The organism is Streptomyces sp. V4I2, from assembly GCF_030817655.1.
GTDB lineage: Bacteria > Actinomycetota > Actinomycetes > Streptomycetales > Streptomycetaceae > Streptomyces > Streptomyces plumbiresistens.
The window spans coordinates 6,769,634-6,783,264 of the sequence record NZ_JAUSZM010000003.1; the positions used below are offsets into that span (position 1 = coordinate 6,769,634).

Genomic DNA, 13,631 nt, shown 5'->3' on the forward strand with positions numbered 1-13,631 from the left:
GCGAGGGTCTGGGGGCGGAGCCCTCAGGGACGGTCACCCCTGCGGCGCGGAAAGTGACCGGTTCGCCCCGAAACTCCCTAGCCTGGTGTGATGGGTGAGGACAGTCGGCTCGCGGGCGTCGTCGCGTTGGCTCAGGGCATGGCCGCGGCGCACAGCTCGCGGGAGGTGTGGTGGGCTGCCGCGAGCGGAGCGTGCCGCGCGCTCGGCGGGAGCTTCGCCGCGCTGTCGGTGTGGGAGCGGGACCTCGGCCGGCTGCGGGTGCTGGTGAACGCGGGGGAGCGGGCCGAGGACGAGGAGGAGTTCCCGGACGACGAGGCCTACCCGGTGCACCAGTTCGCCGAGATCACCGAGTTCCTGCACGAGCGCTGGGCCGGCGGCGGCGAACCCAACGCCTGGGTGGAGACCGCGGAGGGCCCGGCCGCCGGCCGCCGCCCCGGTTACGTCCACCAGCGCGTCGCCGCCCTGCGGCGCAGAGGCCGCGGCTGCTGCGTCGTCGCGCCGATCGTGCTGCACGGCCGGGCCTGGGGCGAGCTGTATGTGGCCCGTCCCGTCGGCGGGCCGGTCTTCGGCCGTGAGGACGCCGACTTCGCCACCGTGCTGGCCTCCGTCGTCGCCGCGGGCATCGCCCAGACCGAGCGGCTGGAGGAGGTGCGGCGGCTGGCGTTCACCGACGCGCTCACCGGTCTCGCCAACCGCCGGGCCGTCGACGCCCGCCTGGACGAGGCCGTCGAGCGGCACCGCAGGGACGGGGCGGTCGTCAGTCTCGTGGTCTGCGACCTCAACGGGCTCAAGCGCGTCAACGACACGCGCGGCCACGCCGTCGGCGACCGTCTCCTCGAACGCTTCGGGTCGGTCCTCTCCCTCTGCGGCGCCATGCTCCCCGGCACCCTCGCCGCCCGCCTCGGCGGTGACGAGTTCTGTCTGCTCGCGGTCGGACCGCCCGCCGACGAGGTCGTCAAGGCGGCCGACGAGCTGTGCCGCAGGGCCGCCGAGCTGGAGCTGGGGGAGGGCGTCGCCTGCGGGGTCGCGTCCACCGAGGACCCCATCGGACCGGTGGGCTCCGCCCGCCGGCTGTTCCGGCTGGCCGACGCGGCCCAGTACCGGGCCAAGGCCGAACGGGCCACCCGCCCGGTCGTCGCCGGACGGCAGGGCCCCGACGACCCGGTCGTACGACTGGCCGACGAACCCTCCGCCGAGCAGCCGCCCGGCGAGCGCCGCCGCTTTCGCGGGCGTGGCTGAAGTGTGACCCGTCGGTAAGGGGCAAACCCGTCCCCCACTGGTGACATCCTCGAATTCACTGCGTACGCTCCTGAATATGGATATGCACACTGTGGTGGTGGGGACGTCCGGGGTCACCGCGTCCGACGTTCTCGCCGTGGCGCGCGCCGGCGCCCGGGTCGAGCTCTCCGCGCAGGCGGTCACGGCCCTCGCCGCGGCCCGCGGCATCGTGGACGCGCTGGCGGCCAAGCCCGAACCCGTCTACGGCGTGAGCACCGGCTTCGGCGCCCTGGCGACCCGGCACATCAGCCAGGAACTGCGGGCCCAGCTGCAGCGCAACATCGTCCGCTCGCACGCCGCCGGCATGGGGCCGCGGGTGGAGCGAGAGGTCGTACGGGCCCTGATGTTCCTGCGGCTGAAGACCGTCTGCTCGGGACACACCGGCGTCCGCCCCGAGGTCGCGCAGACCATGGCCGACGTCCTGAACGCCGGCATCACCCCGGTCGTCCACGAGTACGGCTCCCTCGGCTGCTCCGGAGACCTCGCCCCCCTGTCGCACTGCGCGCTGACCCTCATGGGCGAGGGCGACGCCGAAGGCCCGGACGGCGCCGTACGGCCCGCCGGCGAACTCCTCGCCGAGCACGGCATCGCCCCCGTCGAACTGCGCGAGAAGGAGGGCCTCGCCCTCCTCAACGGCACCGACGGCATGCTCGGCATGCTGGTCATGGCCCTCGCCGACCTGGACACCCTCTACAAGTCCGCCGACATCACCGCGGCCCTCTCCCTGGAGGGCCTGCTCGGCACCGACAAGGTCCTCGCCCCCGAGCTGCACGCCATCCGCCCGCACCCCGGGCAGGGCGCCAGCGCCGCCAACACGCTGGCCGTACTGAAGGGTTCGGAGCTCACCGGGCACCACCAGGACGACGCCCCGCGCGTCCAGGACGCCTACTCCGTGCGCTGCGCCCCCCAGGTCGCCGGCGCCGGACGGGACACACTCGCGCACGCCCGCCTGGTCGCCGAGCGGGAGCTGGCGTCGGCCGTCGACAACCCGGTGGTGCTGCCCGACGGGCGCGTCGAGTCCAACGGCAACTTCCACGGCGCCCCGGTCGCCTACGTCCTCGACTTCCTGGCCATCGCCGCCGCCGACCTCGCCTCCATCGCCGAGCGCCGCACCGACCGGCTGCTCGACAAGAACCGCAGCCACGGGCTGCCGCCGTTCCTCGCCGACGACCCGGGCGTCGACTCCGGGCTGATGATCGCCCAGTACACGCAGGCCGCGCTGGTCAGCGAGATGAAGCGGCTCGCCGTACCGGCGTCGGCGGACTCGATCCCGTCCTCCGCGATGCAGGAGGACCACGTCTCCATGGGCTGGTCGGCCGCCCGCAAGCTGCGCACGGCCGTCGACAACCTCACCCGGGTCATCGCCATCGAGCTGTACGCCGCCACGCGCGCCGTCGAGCTGCGCGCGGGGCTGACCCCGGCGCCGGCGTCCCGGGCGGTCATCGACGCCGTACGGAAGGCGGGCGTCGAGGGTCCGGGGCCGGACCGCTTCCTGTCGCCCGACCTCGCGGCGGCGGACGCGTTCGTACGCGCCGGGAAGCTGGTCGCGGCGGCGGAGACGGTCACCGGACCGCTGCAGTAGGCGGAACGGGCCTTGCCAGTCGGGAGACCGACAAGGTCCGAGGGGTCATCTGGTCTCTTGCGAGGAGGCCCCGGCGTTCACGCCGGGGAGGAATTGCACCGTGACAGCGACGCGGAGCGTCGCCGCATCCTGCTTCCCGGGCGCGGAGCGCCGCTGCGGCTTGCCCGGCGGAGCCGGGTGCGGGCGAACGTGTGTGCCCGTGTTCGCTGGTGGGGGTGGTCGCGGTGGGAGAGGGGCGCGGGTGTGCGGATCTCGTACGTATGGTCGTCGGGCAGGGCTCGGGTGGCCGGAACGTGGACGGGGGTGTGGGCGTGGCGGAAGCAGCGGGGGCCGACGGGGCGGAGCATGCCCGGTACACCTTCCGGCTTCGCGTGTCGTCCACCGCGCTCACGCTGCTGTTGGCGGAGTGGGACCGGTGCCGGTGGGTGTGGAACGAGTGCGTGGCAAAGTCGCAGCAGGTCCATGCCTGGAACAGGAACCGTCCCGAGGGCACCGACAAGCAAACGTGCGGTCCGGCGCAGCTCGACAAGATGCTGACCGACGCCCGTGCCCGCACGCCGTGGCTGCGTGAAGGCTCCAGTGTTCCGCAGCAGCAGCTCATCCGGGATTTCGGCAAGTCCAAGGCCAAGGCGCACAAGGACATCCGCGACCGGGTTCCGCAGCACCGCCGGGCGGGGATGCCGAAGTGGAAGAAGAAGCGCGAGACGCTGCCGACGCTGAACTACACCCGGCGTGGCTTCCGTCTCAAGGACGGCAGGCTGCACCTGGCGGGCGGCATCGCCTTGACGGTGGTGTGGTCGCGAGACCTTCCGGCCGACCCGTCATCGGTGCGCGTCTATCAGGACAGCCTGGGGCACTGGTACGCCAGCTTCGTCGTCCCCGCCCAGGTGCAGCCACCTCCCGAAACCGGCCGCGTGATCGGCATCGACTGGGGTGTGACGGAGACCGCGACCACCACCAGCGATGCCTACGACCTCCCCCACGCCCAGCACGGGCGGAAGGCCAAGGAGAAGCTGACCCGGTACGACCGGATGATGGCCCGCCGCAGACCGAAGAAGGGGAAGACCGGGTCGAAGGGGTACCGCACAGCGAGGAAACTCAGGGCCAAGGTGCACCAGAAGGTAGCCCGGCAACGCCAGGACATGGCCCGGAAGTGGGCCAAGTCCGTCGTTCGCGACCATGACGCCCTGGCCGTCGAGGACTTCAAGCCGAAGTTCCTCGCCAAGACCACCATGGCCAAGAAGGCCGCCGACGCCGCCATCGGCGCCACCAAGCAGGCCCTGATCGAGATGGGCCGCAAGCACGCACGCCGCGTGCACCTGGTACACCCCGCGCATACCACGATGGACTGCGCGCACTGCGGAGCGAGAGCCAAGCACGCACTGCCGCTGGGAATGCGCACCTACACCTGCACCGCGTGCGGAGCCGTGTCCCCACGGGACAAGAACTCCGCACGCGTGATGCTCATCCGGGCTGGTCTCGACCCGGCTGGTGCTGATGGCGCAAGACCTGACGGAACGCTGTTCCGTCAGGCTGCCTGAGTCAGGAATTCCCCTCGTCCACGAGGGGGAGGATTCAATTGAACTTGGCCGCCTGCGCGTCGATCACGGCCGCCGGGACGTCGTACGGCTTGCCGGAGGTGACCAGGGCGAGGTTCACCGTGTAGTACGAGGCGATGCTGCTGCCGTGCCGCACCACCTCGGTGTGGAAGACGCCCGTGCCGTCGCCGTCCATCGCGGAGCTGGCGGCGAACGCCACGGACTCGTCACCGGCGCCCGAGGCCTTCTCGGGGGCGATCTTGGTGATCTTCGTGTCCGTGCCGTCGGCGGTGAAGCCGAAGCCGCCGGAGCAGGCCTTGACCCCGTCGGAGACGGCCTTGAAGGCCTTCTCGGCGCCGTCGCCCTCGTACGAGGACAGGCCCACGTAGGTCGCGGTGAGGTTGAAGGCCTCGGCGAAGTCGCCCTCGGTCAGCTCGTCCAGGGACTTGGACGGGTCGTCCGTCGGGGGCGCCTCGGTGACGGTGTTGCTCGCATTCGCGTCCGTGTCGCCCGGCGGGAGCGCGGCCATGGCGTAGGCGACCGGCTCGCACTCGGCCTTGTCGATGTTCTTCAGCACGCTCTTGGACTTCGGCAGGGTGTCGTCGCCCGAGGTGACCTTGTACCCCTCGATCTCGCCCTCCGCGAGCAGCAGTTTCTCCAGCTCCGCCGCGTTGTACGCCTTCGCGGCCGCGGTCGGAGACGAGGACGAGGAGGATCCGGAGTTCGCGGAGTCCTTGGAGTCGTCCGACCCGTCATCGGAACAGCCAGTGACAAGGGCGAGCGACAGCACGCTCACGGCAACCGTGGCGCCCATGCGCGCGCCCGATGATCTCTTCATGAGGCGGACTATGAAGGTTTGCTGAAGAACGCGTCAAGCCGGTTTAAAAACCGAGGCGTTCGCGACGTACCGAATAGACGACAAACCCGGCACCCAGCGTCAGGAAGACGGTCCCGCCGGCGATGTACGGCGTGGTGTCGAAGCTGCCGGTGTCGGCGAGCCGGGTGGCCTCGCCGGTCGTGCTGCTGGTGTCCGTGGACGCGGCCCGTGCCTGGGTCGTGACCTGCGACGTCGGGGTCGCGGAAGGCTCTGTTCTCGCCGGCTGGTCCCCTGACGCGTTGGCGGAGGGGACGAACCACAGGGCGCCCAGAAGGGTCCCCGCGGCGGTGGCGGTCAGCAACGGACGGCGAGCGGATGACACGGAATATCGATCCCCTTGTGGCGCTGGTGAATTGGCCGTGTGGTGCGATGTTAGTGAAAGGCGCGGGTCACGGGAAAGTCACGGGAGGCAAGCGCCGTACGCTCCGGGCATGAGCACTCCAGAGACATCACGATTTGTACGGCTTCGCGTCGAGCTGGTCCTCGAGGTCGACGATGCCGAGGCCGTCACCGAGGCCGCGCTGGGGCGGATCGCGGGCGACACCGACATGCCGGCCGACGAGCGGGCCCATGCCGAGACCGCTGTGACGCAGGACACGGCGGAGGGTCTCGCGTATCTCGTCGACCCGTTCGACCTGGTCAGCGAGATCCCGGGGGTCGAACTCGCGCAGGCGTCCTGGTCCAGCGAGCGGATCGACTACGACCCCGATTCGCCCGACTGGGACCTCGACGAGGATGATGTCGACGAAGAAGAAGACGAAGACGACGCGGCGACGGACGAAGACGAGTACGACGGCGACGGCGATGCCGCGGACGACCACGAGGACGAGCGGGTCGGCTGACGTCCTTGGGGAAATCGTGACCCCGGACGGCAACCGCTGTCCGGGGTTTCGTCGTCTCATGGGGCGCACAGACCGACACCGACACCACTCGCCTCCGCGAACGTGGTGTGCCCCACACCTGCGGAGCATGTGGAACGGGACGAACCGGTCGTAGCGTTGAAGGTTCTTGACGGGGACTCTCTGGGGTTTTGGGGATTCGGCAACGATGGAGAAGCGTGTGATGACCAACAGTAGGCGGCGCAAGGGCCTGACGGTCGCGTCCGCACTGCTCGGCGGTGTGCTGGTGCTTTCGGCGTGTTCCAGCGGAGGCGACGACGCCCCCGCAGGTGACGGCGGCAAGGACACCTCACAGGCCAAGGTCGACGAGGCCGCGGCCGAGAAGACCTCCGAGGCCCAGATCAAGATCACGCCGAAGGACGGTTCGGACAACGCCTCCATCAACAACTCCGCCGCCGTCACCGTGAGCAAGGGCACGCTCACCGACGTGTCGATGACGACCGGCGACGGCACCGCGGTCACCGGCGAGATATCCGCCGACAAGACCAGCTGGAAGCCCAGCGTCCAGCTGGAGCGGTCCACGACCTACAAGCTGACGGCGGAGGCGAAGGACGCCGACGGGCGGGTAGCGCACGAGAACGCCTCGTTCACCACGGTCTCCCCGGCCAACAGCTTTATCGGCACCTTCACGCCGGACGACGGCACCACCGTCGGCGTCGGGATGCCCGTGTCGATCAACTTCGACAAGGCGATCACCAACAAGGCGGCCGTCCAGAAGGGCATCACCGTCTCCTCCACCAGCGGGCAGGAGGTCGTCTGCCACTGGTTCAACGCCAACCGCATGGACTGCCGGCCTGACGACTACTGGCAGGAGAACTCCACCGTCACGCTGAAGCTCGCGCTCGACGGTGTCGAGGGTGTCTCCGGTGTCTACGGCGTCCAGCAGAAGACGGTCACCTTCAAGATCGGCCGCAACCAGGTCACGTACGTCGACGCCAAGACCAAGCAGATGAAGGTCACGCAGGACGGCAAGACCGTCAGGACCATCCCGATCTCCGCCGGTGCGCCCGACAACAAGACGTATGAAGGCCAGATGGTGATCTCCGAGAAGTTCAAGGAGACCCGGATGAACGGCGCGACGGTCGGCTTCACCGACGACGACGGCAAGGGCGAGTACGACATCAAGGACGTACCGCACGCCATGCGCCTGACCACCTCCGGCACCTTCGTGCACGGCAACTATTGGGGCGCCAAGTCCATCTTCGGCAGTGTGAACACCAGCCACGGCTGTGTGGGCCTGTCGGACACCAAGGGCGCGAACGACCCGAACACCCCGGGTGCGTGGTTCTATAACAGCTCGATCATCGGTGACGTCGTGGTCGTCCAGAACACCGGCGACAAGACGGTCTCGCCGGACAACGGTCTGAACGGCTGGAACCTGAGCTGGGCCGACTGGAAGGCCGGTTCGGCGGTCTGAGCGACCCGGAGTTCACAGTTTTCCGATGCTGCCCCCAGGGGCGGCATCGGTGTTTTCCGGGGCCGATCACGGCGTTCTCAGGGTTCTCATCCTTCTCTTATTCCTGCCTTATCCCTTCATCACGCGCCGTACCTAGCTTGCGGCCATGTTCTTCACCTACCTGAGGCGCGAGTTGCGCCGCCGCAGAAAAGCGGCCCTCGTCGTCGCCTCCGGCCTCGCGCTCGGTATCGCGCTGGTCATCGTGGTCAATTCCGTGTCCTCGGGCATGGGCAAGGCCCAGGACAAGGTCCTCCAGTCCCTCTACGGCCTGGGCACGGACATGACCGTCACCAAGGCGGCCCAGCCGCAGGCCAGTGCCTCCGACCGCCCGCGCTTCCAGTTCGACGCCCAGGACGGCGACTCCGAGGCGGAGCAGAGCACCGACCGCGTCCTGGTGCAGGGCTTCGAGACCCTCTCCACCGCGACCGTCGCCAAGGTCGGCAAGCAGACCGGCGTCTCGGACGCGGTGGGCGGCCTCAGCCTGCAAGTCATCAAGGTCAGCGGCCAGTTCACCCGCGGCCAGGTCCAGCAGGGCGAGGGCGGCGGCCAGGAGGGCGCCGCCCCCGGCGGCCAGGGCGGCGGCACCGGCCAGCCGCAGGGCGAAGTACAGGGCGGCGGCGCCGACTTCGACGTCAACAACTACTCCGTCTACGGCACCGACGTCACCGAGCCGGCCCTCGGCCCGCTGACCTCCTCGAAGATCACCAGCGGTCGTACGTTCACGTCGTCCGAGAAGAACGCCAAGGTGGCCGTCGTCGACTCGGCGTACGCCAAGGAGAAGAAGCTCAAGGTCGGCAGCACGGTCACCATCAAGAGCGTCAAGTGCAAGGTGATCGGCGTCGCCACGGCCGACAGCGGTGACGCGGCGGCCAACGTCTACATCCCGCTGACGCAGGCACAGACCCTCAGCGACTCGAAGGACAAGGTCACCACGGTCTACGTCCGGGCGACCGACTCCCAGAAGATCGACAGCGTCAAGTCGACCATCCAGAAGAACATCTCGGGTACGACGGTGACGACCTCCGCGGACCTCGCGGACACGGTCTCCGGCTCCCTCTCCACCGCCTCCTCCCTCGCCACCAGCGTCGGCAAGTGGCTGTCGATCGCGGTGCTCATCGCCGCGTTCCTGGTCGCCGGTCTGCTGACCTCCTCGGCGGTGTCCCGCCGGGTGCGCGAGTTCGGCACGCTGAAGGCGCTGGGCTGGAAGTCGGGGCGGGTGACCCGGCAGGTGGTCGGCGAGGCGATGGTCAACGGGCTGCTGGGCGGTGCGCTGGGCATCGCGCTCGGGCTGGCGGGAGCGTACGTGGTGACGGCCATCAGTCCCACGCTGCAGGCGCAGTTGGGCGGGGGCGGCGGCACGGGTGGGGGCGGCGGCTTCGGAGGTCCCGGCCGCCAGGCGGCGGCCAGAACCCTGGACGTGGCCCTGACGGCACCGGTGAGCGTGACGACGGTGGCGATCGCGGTGGGGCTCGCGGTGGCGGGCGGCCTGATCGCGGGTGCGTTCGGCGGATGGCGTGCGTCCCGTCTGCGACCGGCGGATGCGCTGCGGCGCGTCGAGTAACTCTCACCTTCGGCCGGCGGGACTGTACCTCCCCAGGGGCGCGGGGAACTGCGCGACCAGCCCTCACCGGCCCGCAGTCACGAGCAATCCGCACCACCCCGAACCCCACCCAGGAGCACCCACCATGTACGAACTCAAGAGCGTCGCCAAGCGCTACACCCGAGGCAAGGAAACCGTCGACGCCCTCGTCGGTGTCGATCTCACCATCGCCGACGGTGACCGCCTGGTCATCCAGGGCCCCACCGGCGGCGGCAAGTCCACGCTGCTCCAGATGCTCGGCGGCCTGGACAGGCCGACGTCCGGTGAAGTGGTCCTCGACGGGACCGACATGGCCAAGCTGTCCGAGGCCCGGCTCACCAAGGTGCGCAGCGAGAACATCGGCTTCGTCTTCCAGAGCTTCAACCTGATCCCGACGCTCACCGCCCAGGAGAACGTCGAGACCGCCCTCGTACCGCTCGGCGTGAAGGTGAAGGAGCGGCGCGAACGGGCCGCCGAGGCGCTGCGGTCGGTCGGGCTCGGCGAGCGGCTCGGGCATCTGCCGGGCGAGATGTCCGGCGGCCAGCAGCAGCGCGTCGCCATCGCCCGCGCGCTGGTCAAGCAGCCGAAGGTGCTGCTGGCCGACGAACCGACCGGAAACCTCGACGAGTCGATGCGCGACGAGATCATGGACGTACTCGAGACCATGTGGAAGGAGTTGGGGCTGACCTTCATCATGGTCACCCACGACTCCTCGATCGCGAAGAAAGCCCCGCGGGTGGCGACGATCCGCAAGGGGAGGATCACGGTGAAGGAGAACGCCGCGTCGTAACCCGCGTTGTAACCCCCCTCGTAACCCGCCTCGTAGCGACGAGATTCGGAAATGGCCGAGGATGTTCGTTTACCCGACGATCGTGTAACAGACCCTTTCTGTCAGGCACCTGTGTATTGAGGTGGCTGATCACCCCCCGGCATACTGCGGGTTCCGGGGGGTGCGCGGTCGCGCGTGCGAGACCACCCCCGGCCGGGTGAACGGGGAATTCACCCGGTACATCGGCAAGGGGGAAACTTGCGCAGACAAGTGAAAAGAGCATGCGCGGCCACGGTCGCCACCGCGGCCGCCGTGGCCCTGGCGGCGGGCATGACCAGCCCGGCGTCGGCGAAGCCCGAGCAGCGCGAGACCGGCGCCGCCCAGCTCTCGTCCCACCATCGCATCACCCTGATCACGGGGGACCGCGTCTCCGTCGACGCCAAGGGCCGCGTCGTCGGCCTGGAGCGGGCGAAGGGGCGCGAGCACATACCCGTACAGATCCGCAAGGTCGACGGACACACGCTCGTGATCCCGGCCGACGCGGCCCGCCTGGTCTCCACCGGCAAGCTCGACCAGCGGCTCTTCGACATCACCGAGCTCAACAAGTCGGCCACCCGCACCTCCCAGAAGAACGGTCTGAAGGTGATCGTCGGCTACAAGGGAGCCGCGGCCGCCACCAAGGCCGACGTCCGTGACGCGGGCACCCTGCGCCAGAGCCTGAAGTCCCTGAACGCCGACGCGGTGCAGACCCCGCACGAGGACACGCCCGACCTGTGGGACGCGGTCACCAACGGCGACAAGACGGCCTCCGGCGTCGCGCACGTCTGGCTCGACGGCGTCCGCAAGGCCACCCTCGACAAGTCCGTGCCGCAGATCGGCGCCCCCAAGGCGTGGACCGCCGGCTACAACGGCAAGGGCGTCAAGATCGCCGTCCTCGACACCGGTGTCGACGCCACCCACCCGGACCTGAAGAACCAGGTCGTCGCGGCCAAGAACTTCACCCCGGCCGCCGACGCCACCGACAAGGTCGGGCACGGCACGCACGTCGCGTCCATCGCGGCGGGCACCGGCGCCAAGTCCGGCGGCAAGTTCAAGGGCGTCGCGCCCGGCGCCGCGATCCTCAACGGCAAGGTCCTCGACGACACCGGCTCCGGCGACGACTCCGGCATCCTCGCCGGCATGGAGTGGGCGGCCGCTGAGGGCGCCCAGGTGGTCAACCTCAGCCTCGGCGGCACGGACACGCCGGAGGAGGACCCGCTGGAGGCGGCGGTCAACAAGCTGTCCGCCGAGAAGGGCATCCTCTTCGCGATCGCGGCCGGCAACTCCGGTCCGGAGTCGGTCGGTTCGCCGGGCAGCGCGGACCGCGCGCTCACCGTCGGCGCCGTCGACGACACGGACAAGCTCGCCGCGTTCTCCTCGACCGGCCCGCGGCTCGGCGACGGCGCGATCAAGCCGGACGTCACCGCGCCGGGCGTGGACATCACGGCCGCTTCGGGTGTCGGCAACGACATCGCCAAGGAGGTCGGCGAGAAGCCCGCCGGCTACATGAGCATCTCGGGTACGTCGATGGCGACCCCGCACGTCGCGGGCGCCGCGGCCATCCTCAAGCAGCAGCACCCGGACTGGACGTACGCCGAGCTGAAGGGCGCGCTGACCGCGTCCACCAAGGGCGGCAAGTACACCCCGTTCCAGCAGGGTTCGGGCCGGATCCAGGTCGACAAGGCCATCAAGCAGACCGTCATCGCCGACCCGGTGTCGGTGAGCTTCGGTACGCAGCAGTGGCCGCACACCGACGACACGCCGGAAACCAAGAAGCTGACGTACCGCAACCTCGGTACGAAGGACGTCACGCTCACCCTCTCCGCGACCGCCACCAACCCCAAGGGCGCGGCGGCTCCGGCCGGCTTCTTCAAGCTGGGCGCGACCAAGGTGACCGTCCCGGCGAACGGCGGCACGGCGTCCGTGGACGTCACCGTCAACACCAAGCTGGGCGGCACGGTCGACGGCGCGTACTCCGCGTACGTGACGGCGACGGGCGGCGGGCAGAGCGTCCGTACGGCCGCGGCGGTCAACCGTGAGCTGCAGTCGTACGACGTCACCGTCAAGCACATCGGGCGCGACGGCAAGCCGACGGACCAGTACAACACCGTGCTCCTCGGCTACTCGGGCCTGGGCACCGGCCGGGACTACCAGATCCCGACGGCCGCTTCCGGCACCACGACCATGCGGGTGCCCAAGGGCACGTACCTGCTGGACGCCTGGATCGTGAAGGACTTCGTGAACCTGGAGGGCGGCCTCGACTGGCTGGTCCAGCCGAAGCTGAGCGTCACCAAGGACACCTCGGTGACGATCGACGCCCGCAAGACCAAGGCCGCCGACATCACGGTGCCGGACGCGCAGGCCAAGCCGACGGCCGCGATGAGCAGCTACTTCTTCGAGCCGGCCGGTATCGGCATCGGCTTCGGCCTCGACACGTTCGCCAACGTGCGCATGGCCCACCTGGGCGGGGAGGTCAGCGGCCTGTCGCAGACCTGGAACGGCCAGTGGACCAAGGGCGCGAACGCCGAGTACGACGTGGCCACCACCGCCAAGGTGAAGAAGATCCAGGGCGACAAGGTCCGGCACTTCAAGGCGAGTGAACTCGCCACGGTGAAGAACAACCTCGGTGCCGCCGCCTCCGGCAAGTCCGGCGGGCTCGTCACCTGGGGCATGCTCCCCGAGGACTTCGTGCTCGGCTTCCCGGTGGAGCAGAAACTGCCGGGTGCGCGCACGCTGTACCTCTCGACGTCCGACAAGATCCAGTGGACCTTCGACTTCGAGCAGTACAGCGGCCAGGACGCGGACGGCTTCCCGATCGTCGACGCGTTCTACACGCTGGGCGACCCGCAGACCTTCAAGGCGGGCAAGAAGTACACGAAGACCTTCAACACCGCGGTCTTCGGCCCGCACCTGAACGCGGACTACGGGCTCTTCCGCGAGGGCAACAACATGTACGGCCTGCTGCCGCTGTTCGCCGACGGGGCCGGGCACGCCGGTTCGTCGGACTTCACGTCGGTGGCCACCTCGCTGTACCGCAACGGCACCAAGGTCGGCACCAACGCCGACCCGCTGTTCGGCGAGGGCCTCTTCAAGGTCCCGTCCGGTGACGCCGAGTACAAGCTGACCACCTCGGTCAAGCGGAGCGTCAAGGTCGCGGCCGCCTCCACCCGGATCGACGCGAGCTGGACCTTCCGCTCTAAGAAGCCGACCGGCGAGGACGCGGTCAAGCTCCCGGCCTCCATGGTCCGCTTCAACGCCAAGACCGGCCTGGACAGCAAGGTCGAGGCGGGCAAGACGGTGTCGATCCCGGTCACCGTCGAGGGCGCGGCCAAGGGCTCCAACCTGAAGTCGCTGTCGGTGTACGTGTCGTACGACTACGGCCAGACCTGGAAGAAGGTCACCGTCAAGAACGGCAAGATCACCGCGAAGAACCCGGCGAAGGGGAAGGCCATCTCCTTCCACGCCAAGATCGCCGACAAGAAGGGCAACAAGTCGACGATCTCGATCTACAACGCGTACTACGGCAAGTGAGCCGTACGACGGGTGGGTACGACGAGTGGGTACGACGGGTGAGTAGGCCCTGAGCGAAAGGCCCGCCGGAGGCACAGCCTCCG

10 protein-coding genes are annotated in these 13,631 nt (G+C 69.4%); 8 read left to right on the forward strand and 2 right to left on the reverse strand.

The genetic code is table 11. The annotated features are described in order from the left end of the window. Positions 1-90 precede the first annotated feature (90 nt). From QFZ76_RS32155 to QFZ76_RS32165, 3 genes are all read left to right on the forward strand, one after another. Positions 91-1,239: a diguanylate cyclase domain-containing protein gene (locus QFZ76_RS32155; protein WP_307676973.1), complete on the forward strand. Its 1,149-nt coding sequence runs from the start codon at positions 91-93 to the stop codon at positions 1,237-1,239. Between the two features lie 82 nt (positions 1,240-1,321). Further along, on the forward strand, positions 1,322-2,860 hold the full coding sequence (hutH, locus tag QFZ76_RS32160) for a histidine ammonia-lyase (protein WP_307680194.1): 1,539 nt from the start codon (positions 1,322-1,324) through the stop codon (positions 2,858-2,860). 311 nt (positions 2,861-3,171) lie between these two features. Beyond that, positions 3,172-4,401 carry a transposase gene (locus tag QFZ76_RS32165; protein ID WP_307676974.1) on the forward strand — a complete coding sequence of 410 codons (1,230 nt, stop codon included), beginning with the start codon at positions 3,172-3,174 and terminating at the stop codon, positions 4,399-4,401. 34 nt (positions 4,402-4,435) lie between these two features. Here the strand turns inward: QFZ76_RS32165 and QFZ76_RS32170 are convergent, their stop codons facing one another. After that, complete coding sequence (locus QFZ76_RS32170) at positions 4,436-5,236, reverse strand: hypothetical protein (RefSeq protein ID WP_307676975.1); 801 nt, start codon at positions 5,234-5,236, stop codon at positions 4,436-4,438. Between the two features lie 43 nt (positions 5,237-5,279). Beyond that, the gene (locus QFZ76_RS32175) at positions 5,280-5,597 is read right to left on the reverse strand and encodes an LAETG motif-containing sortase-dependent surface protein (protein ID WP_266434495.1); all 318 of its coding nucleotides are present in this window, start codon (positions 5,595-5,597) and stop codon (positions 5,280-5,282) included. Positions 5,598-5,706: 109 nt separating this feature from the next. On the opposite strand from QFZ76_RS32175, the gene QFZ76_RS32180 reads away from it, so the two are divergent. From QFZ76_RS32180 to QFZ76_RS32200, 5 genes are all read left to right on the forward strand, one after another. Beyond that, positions 5,707-6,117, forward strand: a complete 411-nt coding sequence (locus QFZ76_RS32180) for a hypothetical protein (protein ID WP_307676976.1) — start codon at positions 5,707-5,709, stop codon at positions 6,115-6,117. 220 nt (positions 6,118-6,337) lie between these two features. Next, the gene (locus QFZ76_RS32185) at positions 6,338-7,591 is read left to right on the forward strand and encodes an Ig-like domain-containing protein (protein ID WP_307676977.1); all 1,254 of its coding nucleotides are present in this window, start codon (positions 6,338-6,340) and stop codon (positions 7,589-7,591) included. 145 nt (positions 7,592-7,736) lie between these two features. Further along, the gene (locus tag QFZ76_RS32190; RefSeq protein WP_307676978.1) at positions 7,737-9,191 is read left to right on the forward strand and encodes an ABC transporter permease; all 1,455 of its coding nucleotides are present in this window, start codon (positions 7,737-7,739) and stop codon (positions 9,189-9,191) included. Between the two features lie 124 nt (positions 9,192-9,315). Next, positions 9,316-9,999 (forward strand): ABC transporter ATP-binding protein, encoded by a 684-nt coding sequence (locus tag QFZ76_RS32195; protein WP_307676979.1) that lies wholly within the window; start codon positions 9,316-9,318, stop codon positions 9,997-9,999. 249 nt (positions 10,000-10,248) lie between these two features. Beyond that, entirely contained in the window at positions 10,249-13,548 is a 3,300-nt protein-coding gene (locus tag QFZ76_RS32200) for a S8 family peptidase (RefSeq protein ID WP_307676980.1), read from the forward strand. Positions 13,549-13,631 lie beyond the last annotated feature (83 nt).